This window comes from Bordetella genomosp. 10 (assembly GCF_002261225.1).
In the GTDB taxonomy this organism is placed as follows: Bacteria; Pseudomonadota; Gammaproteobacteria; order Burkholderiales; family Burkholderiaceae_B; genus Bordetella_C.
Genome location: NZ_NEVM01000005.1, coordinates 2,627,886 through 2,648,772, shown reverse-complemented (window position 1 = coordinate 2,648,772; position 20,887 = coordinate 2,627,886). Strand labels below are relative to the sequence as shown.

The following is a 20,887-nucleotide window of genomic DNA, read 5'->3' as shown; positions in this document are numbered from 1 at the left end:
GCTGAATAGTCTGAGGCTAATGCAACGTGTCCCAGCCTGTCCGAACTCGGCAGACAACACGAGCATCCACCGGTTCCCGCTTCGGCGGGGCTGGGGGGTGCTTTGCCCGGAGCCCGCCGAACCGACCCGGCAGCAAATGCGACAACGTAAGGAAGTAGTGAATAGAACTGACACATCTACAGAAGAACACAGACGGGAATGCGAGGCCCGTTGGGTTCTGGCCCAGCCGTTCGGCGCTCGAAAGCCGTATCTCGAACTGGTGCAGCGCCAGCGCGGCGAAGTGGGCAGGCGGGATCTGGAGGCAGAAATCTTGAAGCAGCACAAGGCGATCAAGGCCGCGGCGGCCGGCAAAACCAAGGCAAGGAGTGTATGAGATGCAGGAAGTAACGGAAATCGCCGTGTCCCAGGCAGGTGACTGGCTAGAGGTGCTGGAACAGCAGGTTGACGAGGAACTACGCGCTGCCGGCGAATTGTCGCGGCAGCCGGCGTCACTCGTTGGGCATCGGATTGCTGAGGGCGATCTCTGGGTGCGCGTGGTGCATCCCCCTTGCCGCTGCTGGCGGTGCCGTGGGGGTGTTGCGCTGTCGGATCGTCCGGTGCTTGACCGGCTGTTGGGCTTGCACCTATCGCGGCTACCCTCGGATGAGCGGGACTACTTCATCGCCGGGTGGTCTGCCAATCCGCGTCATGGCCGTGAGGGCCGCATCCAGCTCGCGGCTTGGATCCGCATCGCTGGCGGAAGCCAGGAAAATGAACCGGCCTATAGCGGGAGCATGGCATGACGGATACGCAATTCCCCTTCAAGACGCCGACGGCGGCGATTGTCCACGCCTTCAACGACGAGCGCCATGGCGGTGCCCGGCCTGCTTCGGCACGGCTGGCGGACAAGCGACTGGCCGACGTTCCGGAGTTCGGCGGATCCGATGGCGGCGCCGAGAAGGCGACCGCGCTCGATATGCTGACCAAGGGGCTGACGAAGCTGCAGTTGGCCGCGTTGCGCGCACGGTATGCGCCTCGCCAGCGCCGTTGCCCGTGTTGCAACCAGCAGGTTCCGCGCGAGGACTGGCAAGCGGCTTTGCGGGAACTGGCGGGCGCCGCCTCGCCCACGGTCGATATGCCGAGCATCCGTGGTCCGCTGCTGGCGGCGCTCATCCAGCGATATTACGAGGGCAACACGCCGGGCCTTGAGCAGTTGGCCGGTAACCACGGCGTCAGCCTATCAAGCGTAAGTCGTGCCAACTCGCTGGTGGTGCCCTGGCTTAGGGGTGCCCGTAAGACGAAGTCCGATACAGCGCCCATCCAGGGAGTCGAACAGATCGCCTTCGAGCGCGCCGAGGGCATACTCCGAGGCGGGGGATTTATCGAATAACGCCGACCAAAGATTTTTTTGACGCTGAATAAAAAGCACGTCAAAATACGCGTCATTGGACTTCGTCAGAAGTCTGTCCAGAGCCCCGAGCCATTGGCCGGGGCTTCTGCATTTCTTGACGGGGGCCGAACCAGGCTTGGAAAACCGCCTGTCACCCGGATGACGCTATTACACCCGGGTGACAGCGCAGGTCTAGTCGTTGCTATTGAGGGCGCGGTAAATCACACCACCGATGACACCCCCGATGATCGGGGCCACCCAGAACAGCCACAGTTGATCCAAGGCTCCGGACCCGGCGAACAGGGCGACAGCCGTCGAACGAGCCGGATTTACCGAAGTATTGGTTACGGGAATGCTTATCAAGTGAATCAGCGTCAGCGCCAGTCCTATTGCGATCGGCGCGAATCCAGCCACGGCGGTCTTGTGCGTTGCGCCCATGATTACGACCAGGAACATGCCGGTAAGTACAGCTTCCGTCAGGAATGCAGCGCCAAGCGAAAAGCCACCGGGCGACCGGCTGCCATATCCATTGGAGGCGAAGGCGCCGGGAGCCGAAGGATCAATTGCAAAACCCGACTTGCCGGTAGCGATCAGGTATAGCACCCATCCAGCGAGAAGGCCTCCCAATACCTGGGCAATCACGTAGGGAATCAGGTCTTTCCCGGCAAAGCGCCCGCCGGCCCATAGTCCGAAACTGACGGCTGGATTGAAATGCGCACCCGAGACGCTGCCGAAAGCATAGGCGCCCGTCAGGACCGTCAAGCCAAAGGCTAGGGCTACTCCCGCATATCCGATTCCGAATGGATACCCATCACTCCCGGCCACATGGGCTGCTAACACCGCACTGCCGCATCCGCCTAGCACGAGCCAGAACGTACCGATAAACTCCGCGATGAACTTCTTGGCCAAGGCCATTCGTGAACTCCTAAGTTGGATTGGTGAAGAAAATTGCTGCTCATCTATAAATCAGGAGATGAGCCTTGGCAACCTTTTCTCCGGCGTTATTCCTGTAATTAAGTGAGTCTGGGCCGCTCATCTTTAGAGTTGTGGCGCCATTTCTGAATGTCGCAGCGGCAGAGGCTCGGGGGAGATCAATCTCATTCCCTCGCTGAGAAATGGTTTACGTTTGCTAACATCTTCACGGCGCCAAGAATTGCTTTTGGCTCTCAATAAACGTGTCACAGTGCCCCGGGTGGGAATATGCAGCCGGGGCTCTTCGCTTTCACCGGTCTGCCGCTTCGCCCCACGTCAAATGGGCCTCTCCTCCCCAGGGTGACAGGAAGGCTCGAGGCGGCAGACCAGTGGGAGCGGGGGCTAAGTGCGCCTGTCGTTCAATGGACAGGATTCGAGGCTACGAACCTCGCGATGGTGGTTCGATTCCATCCAGGCGCGCCATGTGACTCCACTCGTGTCACTGTCGGGAAACGGCGGCAGGAGCGCGCCTCCTTATCCATCCAAGGAATCTCCCCTCATGGCCAAATACGCGATGCTGAAGCCGCGCGCCGTTGTGGCGCAGCCGCGGCGCGCCATCGCCCCGTCGCCGTCCGAGCAGCGCATGACCGGCCGGAAGCTGCAGGCCCGGCGCCTGCGCCTGTGGTCCGCGTGTCCCTATTGCGCCAACTGCGGCAAGCTCACCGAGTTCCCCCAGGGCTTCGAGCTGGACCACAAGGTGCCGCTGCACCAGGGCGGCGCCGACACGGACGACAACTGCCAGATCCTATGCGCCGGCGCCGATGGCTGTCACGCGGCGAAGACGGCCGACGACCTTGGACACAGGCAGAAGCGATGAACGTCCATACCAACAAACAGCACCGCGATATCCACTCCGTCACCGTGGACGAAGCCGAAGTTCACCGCCTCATCGCCGAGGTGGTTGCCCACAAGGTCGGCGTCAACCTCGATGCGGCCAGCGTGACCTGGCACGCTTACCACTCCAGCCGAGATACCAGCACCGGCATCCGGCACGACGTCCGCGTCGAGATCATCGATGACCACATGCCCCAGGCGATGCCCGAGGCGCCAGGGTGGGTGTGATGGCCTCCCTCGGTTACCAGGTCACGCTGCGCGTGCGTATCGCATGGTGGTTGCGCTGGTACCTGCTCGGCGTGGCGCTGACCAGCAGACTGACCGGCTTGCCCCCCGACCTGGACAAGGCAAGTAGGTGGATCCGAAAGGCGATCCGCGTCGACGCGATAGAAGGGCGTAGGAGGCGTTTGAGATTCTGGTGATGGCGCGCGCTGGTCGCGCCTTAGAAAGCGTCCTGAGCGACCTCAGGAGGGGCCTGCGGGGGCGGTTTCGGGGGAGCCCTCCGGGGCCTAGGGGGTGGGGGGGGTCGAAACCCGGGCGGCCCCTCGGGCTGGAAACCGCCAGTTCCCTCACGCGCAGAAAATATCCCCGTATCGATTAATCAGCAAATGGAAAGGCAATCAGCAAATGGCAGGTGTCAAGGGTAAGAGCGGCGGCCCGCGCGCCAATTCCGGCGGCAAGCGGCCAGGCGCCGGCCGTCCGCCCAAAGGGCCGACCATATTGCTGCTGGCCAAGGCCTCGGACGACCCGCTCGAATTCCTGAAGAGCGTGTGGAAGGACGACACGGCCGACGGGAAATTGCGAGTTGATGCCGCGAAGGCGGCGCTGCCGTTTGTCCATGGCCGAATCGGCGAGCAGGGCAAGAAGGGCGCCAAGAACGCCGCCGCGGCTACCGCCACCACAGGCGGGCGGTTCGCTCCTACGGCGCCGCCGCCTCGCACGGTGCAGTAAATGCTCCCGACTTGGAGTACTGCTTGCCCTGACTGGGCGGACCGACTGCGCGCGCGCGAATCGATTATCCCGCCGCCTATCTTCCCGGAGCAGGCTGAGCACGCGCTGGCGATTTTCAAGCAGTTGAAGGTCGTCGACTTGCCGAAGATCTACGACGAAGACATACAGGCCTGGCGCGCCCCAACGTTCGGCGAGTGCTCCGAGGAGTGGGTTTTCGATTTTGTCCGGGCCATCTTCGGCGCCTATGACGCAGCAACCGGCAAGCAGCTCATTCGTGAATATGGACTGCTGATAAGCAAGAAAAACACGAAATCGACGATCGCCGCCGGCATTATGTTGACCGCCGTGATCATCTGTTGGAGAAACGAAGAGGAACATCTGATCCTCGCGCCGACCAAGGAAGTCGCAGATAACAGTTTCAAGCCTGCTGCGGCGATGATCCGCGCGGACGAGGAGCTGGCCGACATGTTCCAAATCCAGGACCATATTCGGACCATCACGCATCGGGTGACGCGTAACACCTTGAAGGTCGTAGCGGCGGACACCGATACGGTTTCGGGTAAGAAAGCCGGCCGAATACTCGTCGACGAGCTATGGCTGTTTGGCAAGCGCTCAAACGCGGTGGCGATGTTCCTCGAGGCGCTGGGTGGCCAGATCTCCCGCGACGAGGGATGGGTTATCTATCTCACCACGCAAAGCGACGATTCCCCCGCCGGCGTTTTCAAGGAGAAGCTGTCCTACTGGCGTTCGGTGCGAAACGGCGAAGTGCTCGACCCGAAGACGTTGGGAATCCTATACGAGTTCCCTGACGACATGTTGGCGTCCAAGGCGTACCTGAGCCCGGCGAACTTCTACATCACCAATCCAAACATCGGCCGATCGGTGAGCGCCGAGTGGCTTGAGGACCAACTGAAGTTGCTGCGCGCCCGGACAGATGGTGCCTTTCAGCAGTTCCTCGCAAAGCATCTCAATGTCGAGATTGGCCTCGCGTTGCGATCTGACCGCTGGGCGGGCGCCGACCACTGGCAGGCCCAGGTGCGCGAATGGGTGACGTTCGACGAGCTGCTGGCGCGTTCGGAGGTTGTTACCTTCGGGATTGACGGCGGTGGGCTGGACGACTTGCTCGGCGCCGCGGCCGTCGGGCGGGAACGCGGTACGGGCAACTGGTTGGCCTGGGGCCGCGGCTGGGCGCACCCCACCGTCCTGGAGCGGCGAAAGGAAATAGCACCGAAACTGCGCGATCTTCAGACCGCCGGAGATCTGGTGATCGTGGAGCGAATTGGCCAGGACGTGCAAGAGCTGGCCAAGATCGTGAGTAGGATCCACGATGCCGGCCTGTTCCCCGATGCAAACGCAGTCGGTGTAGACCCCAGCGGAATCAACTTTGATGAGGATCTCGCCGACGCGGGCGTGCCCGCTGGGCTAATCGTCGGTGTCTCGCAGGGCTGGAAGTTGGGCGGCACCATAAAAATGATGGAACGAAAGCTTGCGGACGGCACGCTGCTGCACGGCGGTCAGCCCCTGATGGCCTGGTGCGTCAGCAACGCCAGGATCGAGCCGCGAGCGAATTCCATCCTCATCACCAAGCAGGCCAGCGGTACGGCGAAGATCGATCCGCTGATGGCACTGTTGAATGCGGCCAGCCTGATGGCACTGAATCCGGAAGCAAGCGGCAGCTCTGTATACGAGACGCGGGGAATCCGCTTCATTTAAGGGCACCAATGGGATTTTTTGATCTATTTCGGCGGACGACTGCGCCGAGCGCGGAGACTCGCCCGTCGGTGATGGCCCAGCAGAGCGCAGGACAAGCGTTCAAAGGCTTGGACGACCCGACGCTTCTGGAATACATCCGGAGTGGTGATTACGGCGCGCGCATGAATTCGTTGCGCAACATGGCCGCGTTGCGCTGTGTGTCGCTCATTTCGACATCCATCGGCATGCTGCCGCTGAACTTATTGCACAACGACGATAGCAAGGCGCTGGCGAAGGGGCATCCTGGCTACCGTCTCCTGAAGCTGAAGCCGAATAGCTGGCAGACGCCCTTTGAATGGAAGTCGCAGATGCAGTTGCACGCCCTGATGGACGGCAACGCATATGCGCGCGTCGTCTGGTCCGCAGGCCGCCCCATCGCCATGATCCCGCTGGAACGTGGGACGGTGGTACCGCGCCTTGTGTCCGGCTGGAAGGTGGAATACGAATATACGCGGCCGGATGGCGGAATGCTGGTGTTGGGCACGCGCGACATCTTCCACCTGCGCGATCTTTCGTTGGATGGCGTAGAGGGAATGGCGCGTATGCGCCTGGCGCGCGATGCGATACGGCTGGCTCAGGATGCCGAACGCGCCGCACAGCGCGTGTTCCAGACCGGGAACATGGCAGGCGGGGCCGTGGAAGTGCCCAAGGCGCTTTCCGACCAAGCATACGGCCGCATGCGGAGTTCGTTGGATGAGGATTTCGCCGGCGCGGAGAATGTTCAGCGATGGATGTTGCTGGAAGAGGGGGCCACGGCAAATAGGTTTGCGAGCACCGCTCAGGACGCGCAACACATCGAGAACCGAAACGCCCAAATTGAAGAGGTAGCCCGAGCCTTTGGTGTGCCTCGTCCGCTTTTGATGATGGACGACACCAGTTGGGGTTCCGGCATCGAGCAGCTTGGAATCTTCTTCGTGCAATACGGTTTGCAATACTGGTTCACCGCGTGGGAGCAGGCCGTCATGAGGGTGCTGCTGGAAGAAGACGAGATGGACTATCTAACGGCCAAGTTCAACGAGCGGGCGCTGCTGCGAGGAACCTTAAAAGACCAGGCCGATTTCTTCGCGAAGGCTCTTGGCGCTGGCGGCCAAGCGCCCTGGAACACGCAAAACGAAGTGCGCGAATTGCAGGACTACCCGCGGTCCAGTGACCCGGATGCCGATAAGTTGCGCAACCCCATGACACAGAAAGGACCCACCAATGAGCCTGCTGCAACTTCCCGAAATCCGGGCTGACTTCCGGCTGGGCGCCGCTGACTTCGACCTCCGGCCGGATGCGTTGGAGCGGTGGCAACCGCAAGTGCGCGCCGCGGCGGCCGATGACGACGCGACCATTTCAATCTACGACTCCATCGGCGAGGCCTGGGACGGCTCCGGCGTCACGGTTAAGCGCATCAGCGCAGCTCTACGCTCCATCGGCACGCGTGACGTGACGGTCAATGTCAACTCTCCCGGTGGGAATTTCTTCGAGGGGGTGGCGATCTACAACGCACTGCGCGAACACAAGGCGAAGGTAACGGTCAAGGTAATGGGCCTGGCAGCTTCCGCCGCCTCCGTCATCGCAATGGCGGGCGACGAGATTCTGATGGGAGACGGGTCATTCCTGATGATCCATAACGCCTGGGCCGTTGCGATTGGAAATCGCCATGATCTAGCCGCCGCTGCTGCGAGCTTGGCGCCCTTTGACGATGCCATGGCCGGCGTCTATGCCAGCCGATCCGGGATCACCAAAGCCCAAGCGTCCGCGCTGATGGACAAAGAAACCTGGATCGGTGCGGAACAAGCTGTCGAGGATGGATTTGCGACGGGATTGCTGGAAGCCGGCGCGGCGACGCATGCCGCGCATGCCAGCAGCGAATACCGCCGCGCAATGGCGTCGATCGAGGCATCCATGGCACGAGCTGGTCATAGTCGCTCGTCCCGGCGTGACGCGTTCAAAGCCCTGTTTTCCGGCAAGCCGAGCGCTGCCGACCCCGGCACGCTTGGCGCTGCCGGTTCTGCCACGCCGAGCGCTGGCGAAGACGTTGCAGCCCTGCTGCGAAACACTCTCAATACTCTGCGAGGTTAAATCCATGCAATCCAAACCCATCTTGGCCGCTCTCGCGGCCTTTTTTATGCCCACCACCGGCTTCGTTCCGCGCGGCATCGTGTATGTCCGTGCCGAAGGGCCCGGCGACGTCAAGGCGCTCATCGAGCAGTTGAACAAGGCCTTTGCCGACTTCAAGGAAGAGCATGGGAAGCAGCTCGAAGAAGTCAAGAAGGGTACCCACGATGCCCTCCAGGCGCTGAAGGTCGAGAATATCAACGCCGATATCGACCGCCTGCAAAAGGCTGTCGATGAAGCCAACACCAAGATCGCGGCGTCCGAAATGGGCGCGGGCACCGCCGGCCGGCGCCTGAAGGACGCCGAATACAGCGAGGCATTCCAGGCGCACTTCAAGAAGGGCGATGTCCAGTCGGCGCTGAACAAGGGCGCCGATGACCAGGGCGGCTATCTCGCGCCCGTCGAGTGGGATCGCACGATCACCGACAAGCTGGTCGAGGTATCGCCGATGCGCCAGTTGGCCCAGGTGCAGCCGGTCACGGGTGCGGGCTTCAGCAAGCTCTTCAACATGGGCGGCACCGCTTCCGGCTGGGTTGGTGAAACGGCCCCCCGCCCCAATACCGGCACCGGCACGTTCGCGTCGCTGGGCTTCGGCTGGGGGGAAATCTATGCGAACCCCGCGGCGACGCAACAGATTCTCGATGACGCCGCGATCAATCTGGAGGCGTGGCTGGCCGGCGAAGTGCAGACCGAGTTTTCCAAGCAGGAGGGCATGGCGTACATCGCCGGTGACGGCGCCAATAAGCCGTTTGGCATTCTGACCTATGTCACCGGTGGTGCCAACGCGGCCAAGCACCCGTTCGGCGCCATTACGACTGTCAGCTCGGGCGCGCCGAACGGGATCACGTCCGACGCTATCGTGGACATCATCTACGACCTGCCTTCCGCGTTCACCGCCAATGCTCGTTTCGCCATGAATCGCAAGACTCAGGGCGCGGTCCGCAAGCTGAAGGACGGCCAGGGTAACTACCTGTGGCAGCCATCCTTCGTGGCCGGTCAGCCCGCCACTGTGGCCGGCTTCCCGGTGACGGAAGTGCCCGATATGCCGGATGTGGCCGCCAATGCCATCCCGCTGTTGTTCGGCGATTTCCGCCGCACCTATCTGATCCTGGATCGGGTGGGTGTGCGTGTGCTGCGCGACCCGTACACCAACAAGCCGTATGTGTCGTTCTACACGACCAAACGCGTGGGCGGCGGCGTGCAGAACCCGGAACCGATGCGCGCGATGGTGATGAGCGCCTAAAACCAAGGGGTTTCTTGGGCTCGTTTGGAGGGTAGCCGGTGGTCACCCTCCTTTTTTTCTGGATATGAAATGGCGAAATTCACGAAAGCATTCCGTGGGGTTAAGAAGGGCGAAATCTACCCCACGCAGTTCAAAGCGGGCGATGACTGCCCGCCCGAGCTGGAGTCTGCGGCGAAGGCCTTTGGGGCGATTGACGATGCCGGCGACAAAGCCGACGAAAAAACGTCGGCTAAAGGTAGGGGTTGATCATGTCGCTGCTGACCGTGGAGCAATGCCGCGCGCAGTGCCGCGTCAGTGATAGCGATGAGGATGCGGAACTTCTCGATCTGCTCAGCTCGGCCGAAGATGCAGTCGCGGCGCACCTGAACCGCAACGTGTACGGGACTCTTTCCGATCTGAATGTGGCCATGGCACGCCTGGCGGACAATGCCGCCGCAGCTCAGGACGCATACGACCAGGCAGTAGCGGCAGCAAACGCAATGAACAGTCCAGCCGCCGCCGCAATGGCGCGGCAGGTGGCCGAAAAGAAGTTGGCCGATTTCCGCTTGGACGCGCAGCGCACCATAGACGGCATTGTGGCGAACGGCAGTCTTCTGGCGGCGGTGCGCCTCACGCTTGGTCACCTGTATGCGAATCGGGAGGCTGTAATCACGGGCGTGACGGTCACGGAACTGCCGCTTGGCGTGCCGGACCTGCTTCGCCCGTACCGCGTGGAGCAAATGCCGTGAAAGGTGGTGAACTGAAACGCCGGACTGCGATCCAGAGCGGCCATCGCGCTTGCGCCGTCGCGGGGAGCCCGTTCGCGGCTGCAGCCCAGATGAGGCGGGATGGGGGTGTAGCGTGGGGATAGCCGCAGGAAGCCTTAATCGTCGGGTCAGGCTTCAGCACCCCCAGCAGCGCGAGAACCCCGCCAACGAGGCGGATCTCGAATGGGTTGAGTTCGCCTCCGCGTGGGCATCGATCAGGCACACGTCCGGCCTGAAGGCGCTGATCGCCGGAGCTGACAGGCCCATCGTGCGGGCGAGTGTTCGCCTTCGCTATCGCCGTGACGTGTCCATGGGTATGCGGCTGGTCCACGGCGACGACCACTATGTGGTGGAGGCGGTTCTACCCGATGAGGATCGGCGTGAATACGTGGACCTCGTCTGTCGCCTGTTGTCACCGCGGGAGGTGGAGAGCGATGAAGCAGGGCCGTAAGTACGCCCCCAACAGCGTTTCATTCTCGTTCGAGGGAGACATTGCCGAGCAGGTGGGCAAGTTCTTCGACAGGATCAAGAACGAAGCCTTGCGGCCCGCGGCTCATGCGATGGCGATGGTGCTGTACGACGAGATGCGTTCCCGGGTTCCCGTGGAGATGGGCACGTTGCAACAGGCGATATATCGCTGGTTTGACGAGAAGGACTCCGGGTCGGACCGCAAGACCTATCTCATTGGCGTGAACAAGAGGAAGGCCCCGCATTGGTGGCTGGTGGAGCATGGACACTGGCGCCGCCACGCTGTGATTCAGCTTCCCTCCGGCGCCTGGGTGACTGTGAAAAGCCAGCCGCTTAAGGTCCCCGTATTCGTGCCCGCGAAGCCATATCTGCGCGTGTCGGTGGACGCGAAACTTTCCGCCGCGGTGGAGGCGGGGCGCCGGCGGCTGGCCGAGAAGATCCAGGATATCCAGAATGCTCGAAAACCTGATGGTTGATATCGTCGGCCCGCTGGTGGGCGGCCGCGTTTTCCCGGACTCGGCGGCCGGCGACACGAAACTCCCCTTTGTCATTTACCAGAAGGTCGGCGGTGTGGATCCGGTGTTTCTCGATGGCACGCTGCCCGATAAAGAAAATGCCCGCGTGCAGGTCGTGGTATGGGCGCGCAAGCGCACCGAGGCCTCGACGCTCATGCGGCAGATCAAAGAGACGCTGTGCGGCGCGCCGACCCTGGCGCAGCCGGCTGGGCCCGCCGTCAGCCGCAGCGATGACGTGACGAAGTTCCTCGGCTCGCAGCAGGACTTCAGCATTTGGTATTCGCCATCATGAGCAATCCATCCGCGCTCTCAGGCTCGACGGTTTACGTTGCAGCCGCTCAGCCTGCGGCGATGACGCCGGCGGCGTTCGAGGCGCTGTCGTTCACGCAGGTTCGGGGCGTTCGCACGTCGGGGAGCCTCACCAGGCAGTTTCAGACCGTGACCTTCTCGCCGCTGGCGGGCGGCCGCCCACGGCAGCGCCGTGTCGGCTGGGCGCTCTTATCTTTGCAATTGGACTTGTACCGGCTGAACGACACCGGCCAGGCCCTGCTGCGCGCCGCCGTCGACCAGGACGCCCCCTACAGCTTCCGCATTGTCGTGCCAGGCCTTGGCGCGCACTACTTCACCGCTCGCGTATCCAGCCGCGCCCTGGGGCTGGGCGGAGCCACTGACTTGGCGCTCAGCACCGTCGCCCTGGAAGTCGAAAGCGACGTCCTAGAACCCATCTGATCGCCTGCGCAATCAGGCCCCGCGACCCTCGATCGAGGGGGCGCATCCCTTCAACCCGCTTCGGCGGGTTTTTTTCGTCCCTTGATTGGAGCAATCCCCATGTCTGTATCCCTCCCCAATGGCGTCATCCTGGCGCTGGCGACCGCCTACGGGTCGGTCAAGAACGTCACCGCGCTGTCGAATGCCGCGCCCGCCGTCGCCACCAGCGCCGCCCATGGCCTGTCCAACGGCGCAATCGTGGAAGTGAAGTCCGGTTGGCAGAAGTTGAACGACCGTATCATGCGTGTGTCCGACGCCGCCGCGAGCGCCTTCTCGCTCGAAGGCACCGATACCCAATCGCAGGTGCTGTATCCGGCCGGCACCGGCGTCGGTTCCGTGCGGGAAGTCACCGCGTGGACGCAGATCACCCAGGTCACGGACACGTCGACCTCCGGCGGCGATATGCAGTTCGCCACCTTCAGCTTCCTCGAAAACGACTTCGAGTCGCAAATCCCGACGCAGGCCAGCGCGCAGTCGTTCACGCTGACCATCGCCGACGATCCGACGCTGGCCGGCTACAAGGCGGTGCAGGCGGCGGCCGAGAAGCGCGACGTCCGCGCGCTGCGCATCACGTTCCCCAATGGTTCGGTGATTTTCTATAACGGCTACGTGTCGTTCAACGAAACGCCGACCATGACGAAGGGCCAGGTGATGGCCGTGCAAGCGACGTTCTCCCTGCTGTCCCGCCCGGTCCGCTACGCGGCGCCTTCGGCCTAATACGGCCGCCTCGCTGGCTGTGCCGCGCGCACCAGCACAGCCAGCTCCCCACTTTTTCCCCCACTTCATTCTGAAAGGACCGCCACATGGCCGCCAAGATCAAATTCACCCTCAATCCGCAACCCACTTTCAAGCACAAGGTCAAGCTGCCCATCCCGGGCGCGGACTTCGCGGAAGTCGAGTTCACGTTCAGGCACCGCAGCAAGTCCGAGTTCAAGGAATTCATGGAGCAGGCGAAGGACCAGGAAGACGACGCGGCGCTGGTGATGGACATGGCCTGCGGCTGGGAGCTGCAAGAGTCGTTCGACCGGGAGAACGTCGAAAAGCTGGTCGAGAACTTCGTCGGTGCCGCGCGCGCGATCTTCACGGCCTACGTGGACGAGCTGATCAAGGCGCGCGTGGGAAACTGACCACGCTGGGCGCAGCGCTCTATGCGAAGGGTCCCGATCCGAGGGAGCTGGCAGCCTTCGGCCTGACGTTAGAGGACGTCGCCGGGCCTCCGGTTGAAATCTGGCCGGGCCATGAGGAAGCATTCTCCCTGTTCGTGGCAATGCGCACGCAATGGCGCGTCGGGTTTTCCGGCGCCACCGGCTTGGATTACGTCGCGCTCTTTCACAAGATGGACCGCATGGACCTGTCGCCTGAGCGCTATGAAGACCTGGAGGATGAAATCCTGGTCATGGAAAGTGCCGCCCTGGAAGAAATGGCGAAGAAGTAGCCCGCTTCGGCGGGCATTTTTTATTGGAATCGGCTATGTCTGAACTCATCGCGGAAGGCGTCGTCGCGGTCACTGGCGACGCCTCGGGCTTGAATGCCACGATGGCCGAGGTGACGCAGCAGACGGGCAAGGCCAAGAAGTCGATCGAGGATCTTGGCCGCGGCGCCTCGCAAAGTCTCACGAAGGCCGCCAATGATGGCGACCAAGCCACCCGCAAGATGGAGCGCTCGACCCAGAGCCTCATCAACCAGATCGAGCGGCAAATCGCTGTCACCCAGGCCGGCGCAAAGGGAACGGCGGAGTATTACCAGGCGATCGCTCAGCAGCGCGGCGTCGACCCCAACCAGCTCAAGCCCTACCTCGACCAGTTGAAGGCGGTTTCCGTTGCCCAGGGCGACGCGGGCATGTCGGCCAAGGCGCTGACGGCCGCCACGCGCAGCCTGCCGGCGCAGTTCACCGATATCGCCGTGTCGCTGCAGGGCGGCCAGCGCCCCATGACGGTGCTGCTGCAGCAGGGCGGGCAGTTGAAGGACATGTTCGGCGGCATCGCGCCGGCCGCGCGCGCCATGGCCGGGTATGTCGCCGGTCTGGTCAATCCCTTCACCCTGGCCGCCGCTGCCGGGGTTGCGCTGGCGGCCGCTTATTCGCAGGGCGCCGCCGAGGCGCAGCGCTTTCGGGCCACCGTCCTCCAGACCGGCGCCATGGCCGGCCAGACGGCCGACCAGTTGCAACAGATGGCGCGCCGTGTGAGCGACGTCATCGGTACGCAGGGCCGGGCCGCGGAGGTCCTGGACCAGTTCGCTCGTACCACCAAGGTCGGCGCATCCAACATGGAGGCGTTCGCGGCCGCGGCCATCCGCTGGGAAAACGCGACCGGCACGGCGGCTGAAGATACGGTGAAGGCCTTCATCGAGATCGGCAAGGCGCCGCTCGACGCGGTGATGAAGCTGAACGAGGGAATGAACTTCCTCACGGCCAGCACCTACGAGCAGATCCGCTCCCTGGAGCGCCAGGGCCAGGTGGCGCAGGCTGCCGCCGTGGCGCAAAAGGCATACGCCGACGCGTTGAACGACCGCGCGCCGAAGCTGCAGGCTAATCTCGGGACGCTGGAGCGCGCGTGGGAGAGCGTCAAATCCGTGGCGAAAAGCGCCTGGGACGCGATGCTTGATATTGGCCGGCCCGGCACGCTGGAAGACCGCATTTCCAAGCAGGCGGCGGTCGTGCAGAACCTGGGCGACAAGCTCCTGGCGCAAACTGCGCGCAGCCGACCCACCGGCCAACTGGCCGCGCAGTTGGCGGCCGCGCAAGCCGAGCAGGACCGCTTGGAGAAGGAATACTTCGCCGAGGCCGCCCAGGCCGCGGCCGGCAGCGCTCGGCGGCAGGACGTGGACCGCGCATCGTTCCGCGCTGATTACCTGAACGACGCCAGCCGGAATTCGCCGTCGCAGCAGCGTGTGAAGGCCGTCCAGCAAGAGCAGCAGGCCTTCGAGAAGGCCATTGCGGGGCTGAAAGAGGGCACCGAAGAATATCGCCAGGTCTACGAGGCGCACCGCACCGCCCTGGATGCGATCAACAAGCAGTTTGACAGCAAGGGCACCGGCTCTGTCGGCGGAGAGACGGAGGCGGCGCGCCTGACTGCGCGCATTGCCGAGGAAAAGGCCCTGTCGTCCGAACTGGCCGAACGAGGCCTGCAAACCAGCAAGCTGAATGAATTCGAGCGCCGGTCGGCCGAGATCGGCGAACTGCTGAAGGGCAACGTCAAGGGGCAGGTGCGCGCGAGCCTGGAGCGCACGCAGGCGCTTGCCGCTGAGGCCGGCGCGCTGGTCCGCGCCAACACCGAGACCAAGGCCTTTCTGGAGTCGCGCGACAAGTACTTCGCCGACATGCGCGACGGCATTGCGAAGATCACGCAGGAGGCCCAGGCGACGGAGGATCAAGTCGCCACCTACGGGATGAGCAAGGCCGCGCTGGAGCAGTTGACCATCGCTCGCCTGGAGGACCGCAAGGCGGCGCTTCAAGGCTTCGACGGGGCTCAGGAAGAAATCGACCTCATCAACCAGGAGATCGACGCCCGGCAGCGCCTGGCCAGCGCCGTGCGCGCCAAGGATGTGAAAGACGCGCAGAAGAAAGCGAACGAGGATTATGTCCGCGACTGGCAGAAGACCGTCGACCAGTATGGCGACGTGTTTCGCCAGGGCTTCGCCGCGATGCTGAACAACGGGAAGGCGGGTTGGAAGTCGTTCACCACTTCGCTGGTGACCACGTTCAAGACGACGGTGGCCGACGCCATCTACAAGATGTTCCTGCAGCCCATCGTCGTGAATCTGGTGGGGAACATGGCCGGGTTGACCGGCACCAACTTGCTGGCGTCTGGTGCGAGTGCCGTGTCCTCGCTGTCGGGCACCGGCTCGTCGGGCGCTTCGGGGCTGGCGGGCCTGGGCATGAATACGGCCAACATCTTCAGCTTGGCCCGCACCGCGTACAGCGCGCTGACCGGCGGCATTACGGCCTCTCTGGCTTCCGGCATTTCCTCGATCGGCAGCGCCATCGGCTCCACCGCGGCGCAGCAGTTCGCGCTGGGCATGACCGGCCAGGGGGCGACCCTGGCGGCCGGCCTTGCTGGCCCGACCACCGCCGGCAGTACGGCGGCAGGATTAGGGTCGATGGCTTCCAGCGCCATCCCGGTTGTTGGCTGGATCGCCGCCGGCGCGATGCTGAGCAAGTCCCTGTATAAGCAGGGGTGGGATGCCGACAATGGCACCATGGCGCCGATCGCCATGTACAACCCGATCACAGGGCCGTCTCTGTGGACGGACAAGGTACTGAAGGGCATGGGGCTGAGCGGCGAACTGGCCTCCATGCTGTCGGGCTCCTCGACCATCGCTCGACTGTTCGGCATGGGGCCGGTGAAGTACGGCGACACCACCCTGGTGGGCGATTTCGGTACGCTCGGCTTCAACGGATATACCAGCACGCCCTGGAAGCAGAAGGGCGGGCTGTTCCGCAGCAACAAGAGCGGGACGCAAATCGGCACGCTCGATGATTCGTTCATCGACCAGACCAATGCCGCCTTCGACCAGATGAAGGCGAACGCGGCGGCGCTGGCCCAGGTCGTGGGCGTGTCGGCCAAGTCGCTGGACACGTACAGCGAGGAAATCCGCGTCAAGCTGGGCAAGGACAACGACGAAAACCAGAAGCTCATCGAGGACGCGATTACCGCGGTGGGCGAGAACATGGTTCGCTCGCTGGTGCCGAACATCGCGGACTTTGCGAAGGAGGGGGAGGCCGCCTCGGCGACCCTGGCGCGCCTCGGCAGCAACCTGACCGCAGCCAATCAGGCGTTGAAGCTGCTGGACCTGAAGTTGTTCGACGTGTCGGTCAGCGGCGCCGCCACGGCCTCCAAGCTGGTCGACGCCTTCGGCAGCATCGACGCGATGACGCAGGCGACGCAGCAGTATTACCAGCAGTATTACTCGGAATCGGAGCGGGCGAAGTTGAGCCTGGCCTCCATGAACGACCAGTTGAAGGGGCTGAACATCGTGCTGCCCGACACCATGGAGGAATTCCGCGCCATGGTGTCGGCGCTGGACCTGACGACGGACTCGGGCCAGGCCGCCTATGCCGCGTTGTTGGCGGTGGCGCCGGAGTTCGCCGCCGTGGTGCAGTCCACCACCCAGCAGGGCCAGCAAATGGCCGCTGCCATCCTGGCGGCGTACACCGGCCACGGTGGCGTGGCGCCGGCGATGGATGCGGCCGCCGTCAGCGCGCTGGTGCTGGCGGACACGCTCAACCGCACGTCAACCGTGACCGGCCAGATATCCCGGCTGTTCCTGGACCTGACGTCCGGCTTGCTGGATTTCGAGAGCAGCACGTCCAGCCTGGACGGCACGCTCACCGGCGCGCAGCAGGCCAGCTCGGACCTCGGCGGGCAGATCGAGTTGCTGCGCCAGGGCCTGGGCGGGACGATCATCGACTTCAAGTCGATGGGCGAAGCGCTGGCGAACGTCGACGCGGACGTCTTCGTGTCGACGGTCAATGCTGCATTCCAGCAACTGGCCGACCGCATGAAATCGTTGCTCGACTCCATCGGCAACGAGCGTATGTCGGTGCGTCAGTCGGCGCGGGATATCCTGGATCCGGCGCCGATGAGCCCGGCCGCGATCCGGGCGGCGATCGCCGGCATCAATACCGCACTGCCCACCAATGCCGGAGTGCTGCAGTCCGCAGCCGCGCTGAACGCTGCTGATGCGCTGTCGGCGCAGCGCGTCAGCGAGCGCAACACGGCGGAACAGACCTACAACGCGGTGCAGGCCGCGCATGACAAGGCCTTGGCCGACGTTGCCGCTGCGCAAAAGCAGGCCGACGACGCCTCGGCCTGGCTGTCGAAGCTGAATTGGGATATCTACGCGCCCAAGACGGTTCCGTACAAGAAAAAGAACTGGGAGGAGCTGGACGCCGCGCGCTCGGTTGCTCAGGCCCAACTGCCGGCGGCGCAGCAGGCATACAACGATGCGCAGGCGGCATTGCAGGCGGCGCTGGACCGAAGCAACAACGCCCCCAGCGACGGCGCCGTATGGCAGGCCCAGGCGGCGTATACCCAGTCGGTCATCAACGCCGCGAATGCGCAGGCGGCCGCCACGCAGGCGGCGAAGAATGCGCGCGATCAGCAGTTGGCCTACGCGGACTCGCTGCAGCAGTTCGCCCTGGACGCCACCAAGTCTGTGGCGACGCTGAGCGACCTCCGCGACCAGACGGTGAAGTATTACGAGGCCCAGAAGGCGCTCGCCACCGCCTTGTCGGAAGGGGCCGCCACACTGCGCAAGACCGTCAAGGACTACCGTGTCAGCCAACTGGACCCGGAGGACCAGTTCAACGTCCTGCAGAGCGATTTCGCTGCGGCCTATGCCAAGGCGATGGGCTCGAATGGCGATGACCTGACCGCCGTCGCGGACCAGCTCAATGGCATGCTGCAGCCGCTGCTGGAGGCGGCGCAGAGCGCATTCTCGTCGGACACGCAATACCAGTCCTTCATCGCCACGACGTTGGCGCGCGCCGAGGCGGTGGCCGGCCGGATGGATGCGGTCGCGCCGCAGGGCTACGAGCAGCAGAGCATTGACTTGTTGGGGCAGATCGACACCACCCTGGCGGCGCTGGAGAGTTCGGCGCTCAGCGGCGACGAGATCCTGGCCAACGCCATCAACGCAGCCAAGGACGCGACCGTCAACGGGCTGCGCCAGGTCGTGAATGCGTTGACGGGCAAGCCTGTCGCCGCGTTCGCGGCCGGCGGCGATCACGCCGGCGGGTTACGGCTGGTTGGTGAGAATGGTCCCGAACTGGAGGTCACGGGCCCGTCGCGCATCTTCAATGCCCAGCAGACCCAGTCCATCCTCGCCGATAGCCGGGACCAGGGCGAGATGATCGCGGCGCTGCATTCGCTGCTGCGCGAGCAGCAGGCCTTGCGCGAGGAATTGGCAGGGCTGCGTATCGAGGCGCGCGCCGCGGCAAGCAACACCGCCAAGACCGCGCGCCAGTTGGATCGGATCGAGGCGGACGGGCTGCTGGTGCGCACGGAATCCGACGAGCCCCTGGCTGTGGTGGAGGTACAGCAAGCATGAAAGTTATCAAGCCAGTGACCATCGGCCAGGCGCAGCTACTTTCCTCGAACGTGCCGGAGAACGATGCGCCTGCCTATGATCCGAACGTTAACTATGCGCTCGGCTCGGTGGTGCTGTACCAGGGAAACGTCTACCAGTCCGTGCAGGCGCCGAACATGGGCAACCCGCCCAACACCTCGCCGCTGTATTGGTCGCTCACCGGCCCGTCGAACCGATGGGCGATGTTCGACGATCAGGTCAGCACGCGGACCGTGGTGGACAGCCCCCTTACGGTCATCGTGAAGCCCGGCCTGGTGAACAGCCTGGCGCTGCTCGAACTCGATGCTCGACGTCTGGAAGTGACCGGCCGCGACGGCGCTGGCGGCCCGGTGATTTACGAGTTCGAGCGGTCGCTGGAAGGGTCTCTGGTGACAAACTGGTACGAGTATTTCTTTGAGCCGTTTTCGCAGGTCTCGGAAGTGGTGCTGACGGACCTGCCCGCCTACGGCAGTCTCGTCCTGCAGGTGTCCATCATCGCCGCCGGCGCGTCCGTGGCTTGCGGCTCCATGATTTTGGGCTCGGCCTATTTCCTTGGGGAAGCCGAGTATGGCGGCAGCGCTGGCATCCAGGATTTCAGCCGCAAGGACACCTCCGAGACAGGCGTCACGACGTTCCGCGAGCGCCGATACTCGCGTCGTTCGTCACAGCGCCTGTGGGTCGAGACAGGGCGTTTCACCGCCGTGTACCGCCTGCTGTCGAGCCTGCGCGCAACCCCTTGCGTGTATATCGGTGCCGAAAGCGACGACTACGGCCCGCTCACGATCTTCGGCTTCTACCGCGATTTCAGCATCGATATCGCATATCCACTCATGAATTTCTGCAACCTTGAAATCGAGGGGCTTACATAATGAGCATTACCGCACTGCCGACGCCGCCCAGCCGCAGCGACCCGGCGAACTTTCCCGATCGGGCCGACGCGTTCATGGCGGCCTTGCCTCAGTTCGCAACCGAGGCGAACGTCCTGCAGCAGCAGGTCAACGAGGCGGCCTCTGCTGTCGACGCGGATGCGACTGCCGCCGCATCGAGCGCGACCTATGCCGACCAGCGGGCGACGGCGGCCGCAGCGTCGGCCGGGAGCGCGGCACAGTCGGCGACCGCTGCGAGTTCCTGGGAATCCCTCGCGCTGCAGTCTCGGAATCTAGCGAAAGATTGGGCGAGCAAGGAGAGCGGTACTGTGGGCGGCACCGCGTTCCTGTCGGCGTATCAGTACGCGCTGCTGGCGGCCGCCGGCGCCGGATTGCCGCTCTATGCCCTGAATGCCATCCCTACGACGAACCAGGGGCCTATCTTCGTGCCGACGCAGGGCCCGATGGAATGGGACGGTTCGCGCTACGTGGTGTTGCTGCGCGAGCATGGGCAATGCCAATTCCGGTTTGTGAGTGCTCAGTGGTGCTGTCTATACCCGTATAACGGCAATGGCCTGATCATCAATGGGAGACAGTATCGGATTCCAGCGGCCGGGGTCGCCCTGGCGATAGGTGCGCTTGGTGGGGCGGGGTCCTATTTCGTATTTGCGAAAGATGATGGGGCTGGCGAGATCGCCCTGGAGGCAGTGCCTACCGGCTCTATATCTCACGCCACCCACACGGATGGCGTGGAAATTAAGGCCGGCGATCCCTCGCGGACGTTGGTGGGAATGGCCTATCGGAATGCCAGCGCGCAATTCCAGTTCGACAGCAACATCCGGGGCGTAGCGTCATGGCATAACAGATACTACCCCGCTGCCGCGGGGAGTGCGTTTGGCGCTGCCACGATAAACACGTCACCAACTCAAGTCATCAGCCCTACGTATGTTTGGGTATGGGGGGGCGAGAGCGTGTTTCTTGAACTTAACGGAACCGTCTCCAACAACCAGCAAGGATATGGGTGCTCCATATATTTGTACGAAGACAGCACCGCGAAATTTTCTGGGGTATATCACAGTGGAGTTAACGGGCAAGCCGTAGGTGTTTCACTCTGCGTATCGGATCAGCCAAGCGAAGGGATGCACGCAGTTGCTACCTACGTCGCGGTGAATTCCGGCACTACGGGCACTTTCACTATCACTCAGGCCATCATCGCTCGCCCGTAAACGAGG

23 protein-coding genes and 1 tRNA gene are annotated in these 20,887 nt (G+C 63.4%); 23 read left to right on the top strand and 1 reads right to left on the bottom strand.

The window, feature by feature from the left end:
- Positions 1–19 precede the first annotated feature (19 nt).
- The 3 genes from CAL29_RS32355 to CAL29_RS28015 are packed head-to-tail and all read left to right on the top strand — an operon-like array spanning position 20 to position 1,369.
- Positions 20–373, top strand: a complete 354-nt coding sequence (locus CAL29_RS32355) for a DUF7696 family protein (protein WP_444979155.1) — start codon at positions 20–22, stop codon at positions 371–373.
- Between the two features lies 1 nt (position 374).
- Positions 375–782 (top strand): hypothetical protein, encoded by a 408-nt coding sequence (locus CAL29_RS28020; RefSeq protein WP_094856154.1) that lies wholly within the window; start codon positions 375–377, stop codon positions 780–782.
- A complete protein-coding gene (locus tag CAL29_RS28015; RefSeq protein WP_094856153.1) occupies positions 779–1,369 on the top strand; it encodes a hypothetical protein in 591 nt (196 codons plus the stop codon). The genes CAL29_RS28020 and CAL29_RS28015 overlap by 4 nt, the downstream gene beginning before the upstream one ends.
- 192 nt (positions 1,370–1,561) lie before the next feature.
- On the opposite strand, the gene aqpZ is transcribed toward CAL29_RS28015, so the two are convergent.
- The gene (gene aqpZ / locus CAL29_RS28010) at positions 1,562–2,284 is read right to left on the bottom strand and encodes an aquaporin Z (protein ID WP_094856152.1); all 723 of its coding nucleotides are present in this window, start codon (positions 2,282–2,284) and stop codon (positions 1,562–1,564) included.
- A 405-nt stretch (positions 2,285–2,689) separates the two neighbouring features.
- Between aqpZ and CAL29_RS28005 the strand changes: the two genes are divergently transcribed.
- The 20 genes from CAL29_RS28005 to CAL29_RS27910 all read left to right on the top strand — a co-directional run bounded on the left by CAL29_RS28005 (position 2,690) and on the right by CAL29_RS27910 (position 20,881).
- A tRNA-Arg gene (locus CAL29_RS28005) sits at positions 2,690–2,764 on the top strand.
- Between the two features lie 76 nt (positions 2,765–2,840).
- Positions 2,841–3,158 (top strand): HNH endonuclease signature motif containing protein, encoded by a 318-nt coding sequence (locus tag CAL29_RS28000; RefSeq protein ID WP_094856151.1) that lies wholly within the window; start codon positions 2,841–2,843, stop codon positions 3,156–3,158.
- Entirely contained in the window at positions 3,155–3,403 is a 249-nt protein-coding gene (locus CAL29_RS27995; RefSeq protein WP_094856150.1) for a hypothetical protein, read from the top strand. Before CAL29_RS28000 ends, CAL29_RS27995 begins: the two co-directional genes overlap by 4 nt.
- A gap of 399 nt (positions 3,404–3,802) precedes the next feature.
- Positions 3,803–4,126, top strand: coding sequence for a hypothetical protein (locus CAL29_RS27985; RefSeq protein ID WP_094856148.1), 324 nt, complete (start codon positions 3,803–3,805; stop codon positions 4,124–4,126).
- Positions 4,127–5,839, top strand: coding sequence for a terminase large subunit (locus tag CAL29_RS27980; protein ID WP_094856147.1), 1,713 nt, complete (start codon positions 4,127–4,129; stop codon positions 5,837–5,839).
- 71 nt (positions 5,840–5,910) lie between these two features.
- A complete protein-coding gene (locus CAL29_RS27975; protein ID WP_444979154.1) occupies positions 5,911–7,113 on the top strand; it encodes a phage portal protein in 1,203 nt (400 codons plus the stop codon).
- Positions 7,079–7,945 carry a head maturation protease, ClpP-related gene (locus tag CAL29_RS27970; protein WP_094856145.1) on the top strand — a complete coding sequence of 289 codons (867 nt, stop codon included), beginning with the start codon at positions 7,079–7,081 and terminating at the stop codon, positions 7,943–7,945. Before CAL29_RS27975 ends, CAL29_RS27970 begins: the two co-directional genes overlap by 35 nt.
- A 4-nt stretch (positions 7,946–7,949) precedes the next feature.
- Positions 7,950–9,224 (top strand): phage major capsid protein, encoded by a 1,275-nt coding sequence (locus tag CAL29_RS27965; RefSeq protein ID WP_094856144.1) that lies wholly within the window; start codon positions 7,950–7,952, stop codon positions 9,222–9,224.
- Between the two features lie 69 nt (positions 9,225–9,293).
- Positions 9,294–9,470 (top strand): hypothetical protein, encoded by a 177-nt coding sequence (locus CAL29_RS31760; RefSeq protein WP_179284205.1) that lies wholly within the window; start codon positions 9,294–9,296, stop codon positions 9,468–9,470.
- A 2-nt stretch (positions 9,471–9,472) separates the two neighbouring features.
- Positions 9,473–9,952, top strand: coding sequence for a head-tail connector protein (locus CAL29_RS27960; RefSeq protein ID WP_094856143.1), 480 nt, complete (start codon positions 9,473–9,475; stop codon positions 9,950–9,952).
- Between the two features lie 112 nt (positions 9,953–10,064).
- Positions 10,065–10,421, top strand: a complete 357-nt coding sequence (locus CAL29_RS27955; RefSeq protein ID WP_256977780.1) for a phage head closure protein — start codon at positions 10,065–10,067, stop codon at positions 10,419–10,421.
- On the top strand, positions 10,405–10,914 hold the full coding sequence (locus CAL29_RS27950) for an HK97 gp10 family phage protein (RefSeq protein WP_094856142.1): 510 nt from the start codon (positions 10,405–10,407) through the stop codon (positions 10,912–10,914). The genes CAL29_RS27955 and CAL29_RS27950 overlap by 17 nt, the downstream gene beginning before the upstream one ends.
- Positions 10,892–11,245, top strand: a complete 354-nt coding sequence (locus CAL29_RS27945; protein ID WP_094856141.1) for a DUF3168 domain-containing protein — start codon at positions 10,892–10,894, stop codon at positions 11,243–11,245. The genes CAL29_RS27950 and CAL29_RS27945 overlap by 23 nt, the downstream gene beginning before the upstream one ends.
- A complete protein-coding gene (locus CAL29_RS27940) occupies positions 11,242–11,682 on the top strand; it encodes a hypothetical protein (protein WP_143277760.1) in 441 nt (146 codons plus the stop codon). The genes CAL29_RS27945 and CAL29_RS27940 overlap by 4 nt, the downstream gene beginning before the upstream one ends.
- Before the next feature lie 99 nt (positions 11,683–11,781).
- Positions 11,782–12,438, top strand: a complete 657-nt coding sequence (locus CAL29_RS27935; RefSeq protein WP_094856139.1) for a phage tail protein — start codon at positions 11,782–11,784, stop codon at positions 12,436–12,438.
- Between the two features lie 86 nt (positions 12,439–12,524).
- A complete protein-coding gene (locus CAL29_RS27930; RefSeq protein ID WP_094856138.1) occupies positions 12,525–12,848 on the top strand; it encodes a phage tail assembly chaperone in 324 nt (107 codons plus the stop codon).
- Positions 12,845–13,156, top strand: a complete 312-nt coding sequence (locus CAL29_RS27925) for a DUF1799 domain-containing protein (protein WP_256977884.1) — start codon at positions 12,845–12,847, stop codon at positions 13,154–13,156. The genes CAL29_RS27930 and CAL29_RS27925 overlap by 4 nt, the downstream gene beginning before the upstream one ends.
- A gap of 35 nt (positions 13,157–13,191) precedes the next feature.
- The gene (locus CAL29_RS27920; RefSeq protein ID WP_094856137.1) at positions 13,192–18,771 is read left to right on the top strand and encodes a phage tail length tape measure family protein; all 5,580 of its coding nucleotides are present in this window, start codon (positions 13,192–13,194) and stop codon (positions 18,769–18,771) included.
- Positions 18,768–19,658: a hypothetical protein gene (locus CAL29_RS27915; RefSeq protein ID WP_094856136.1), complete on the top strand. Its 891-nt coding sequence runs from the start codon at positions 18,768–18,770 to the stop codon at positions 19,656–19,658. Before CAL29_RS27920 ends, CAL29_RS27915 begins: the two co-directional genes overlap by 4 nt.
- Positions 19,658–20,881: a hypothetical protein gene (locus tag CAL29_RS27910; RefSeq protein WP_094856135.1), complete on the top strand. Its 1,224-nt coding sequence runs from the start codon at positions 19,658–19,660 to the stop codon at positions 20,879–20,881. The genes CAL29_RS27915 and CAL29_RS27910 overlap by 1 nt, the downstream gene beginning before the upstream one ends.
- Positions 20,882–20,887 lie beyond the last annotated feature (6 nt).

What these genes read in the sequence shown, in the direction of transcription:
- CAL29_RS27930 (WP_094856138.1), top strand. Translation starts at nt 12,525, where the DNA reads ATGGCCGCCAAGATCAAATTCACCCTCAATCCGCAACCCACTTTCAAG.
- CAL29_RS27950 (WP_094856142.1), top strand. Translation starts at nt 10,405, where the DNA reads ATGAAGCAGGGCCGTAAGTACGCCCCCAACAGCGTTTCATTCTCGTTC.
- CAL29_RS27935 (WP_094856139.1), top strand. Translation starts at nt 11,782, where the DNA reads ATGTCTGTATCCCTCCCCAATGGCGTCATCCTGGCGCTGGCGACCGCC.
- CAL29_RS27970 (WP_094856145.1), top strand. Translation starts at nt 7,079, where the DNA reads ATGAGCCTGCTGCAACTTCCCGAAATCCGGGCTGACTTCCGGCTGGGC.
- CAL29_RS27940 (WP_143277760.1), top strand. Translation starts at nt 11,242, where the DNA reads ATGAGCAATCCATCCGCGCTCTCAGGCTCGACGGTTTACGTTGCAGCC.
- CAL29_RS28015 (WP_094856153.1), top strand. Translation starts at nt 779, where the DNA reads ATGACGGATACGCAATTCCCCTTCAAGACGCCGACGGCGGCGATTGTC.
- CAL29_RS27965 (WP_094856144.1), top strand. Translation starts at nt 7,950, where the DNA reads ATGCAATCCAAACCCATCTTGGCCGCTCTCGCGGCCTTTTTTATGCCC.
- CAL29_RS27995 (WP_094856150.1), top strand. Translation starts at nt 3,155, where the DNA reads ATGAACGTCCATACCAACAAACAGCACCGCGATATCCACTCCGTCACC.
- CAL29_RS28000 (WP_094856151.1), top strand. Translation starts at nt 2,841, where the DNA reads ATGGCCAAATACGCGATGCTGAAGCCGCGCGCCGTTGTGGCGCAGCCG.
- CAL29_RS27985 (WP_094856148.1), top strand. Translation starts at nt 3,803, where the DNA reads ATGGCAGGTGTCAAGGGTAAGAGCGGCGGCCCGCGCGCCAATTCCGGC.
- CAL29_RS27960 (WP_094856143.1), top strand. Translation starts at nt 9,473, where the DNA reads ATGTCGCTGCTGACCGTGGAGCAATGCCGCGCGCAGTGCCGCGTCAGT.
- CAL29_RS27980 (WP_094856147.1), top strand. Translation starts at nt 4,127, where the DNA reads ATGCTCCCGACTTGGAGTACTGCTTGCCCTGACTGGGCGGACCGACTG.
- CAL29_RS28020 (WP_094856154.1), top strand. Translation starts at nt 375, where the DNA reads ATGCAGGAAGTAACGGAAATCGCCGTGTCCCAGGCAGGTGACTGGCTA.
- CAL29_RS27920 (WP_094856137.1), top strand. Translation starts at nt 13,192, where the DNA reads ATGTCTGAACTCATCGCGGAAGGCGTCGTCGCGGTCACTGGCGACGCC.
- CAL29_RS27915 (WP_094856136.1), top strand. Translation starts at nt 18,768, where the DNA reads ATGAAAGTTATCAAGCCAGTGACCATCGGCCAGGCGCAGCTACTTTCC.
- aqpZ (WP_094856152.1), bottom strand. Translation starts at nt 2,284, where the DNA reads ATGGCCTTGGCCAAGAAGTTCATCGCGGAGTTTATCGGTACGTTCTGG.
- CAL29_RS27910 (WP_094856135.1), top strand. Translation starts at nt 19,658, where the DNA reads ATGAGCATTACCGCACTGCCGACGCCGCCCAGCCGCAGCGACCCGGCG.
- CAL29_RS27975 (WP_444979154.1), top strand. Translation starts at nt 5,911, where the DNA reads ATGGCCCAGCAGAGCGCAGGACAAGCGTTCAAAGGCTTGGACGACCCG.
- CAL29_RS31760 (WP_179284205.1), top strand. Translation starts at nt 9,294, where the DNA reads ATGGCGAAATTCACGAAAGCATTCCGTGGGGTTAAGAAGGGCGAAATC.
- CAL29_RS27945 (WP_094856141.1), top strand. Translation starts at nt 10,892, where the DNA reads ATGCTCGAAAACCTGATGGTTGATATCGTCGGCCCGCTGGTGGGCGGC.
- CAL29_RS32355 (WP_444979155.1), top strand. Translation starts at nt 20, where the DNA reads ATGCAACGTGTCCCAGCCTGTCCGAACTCGGCAGACAACACGAGCATC.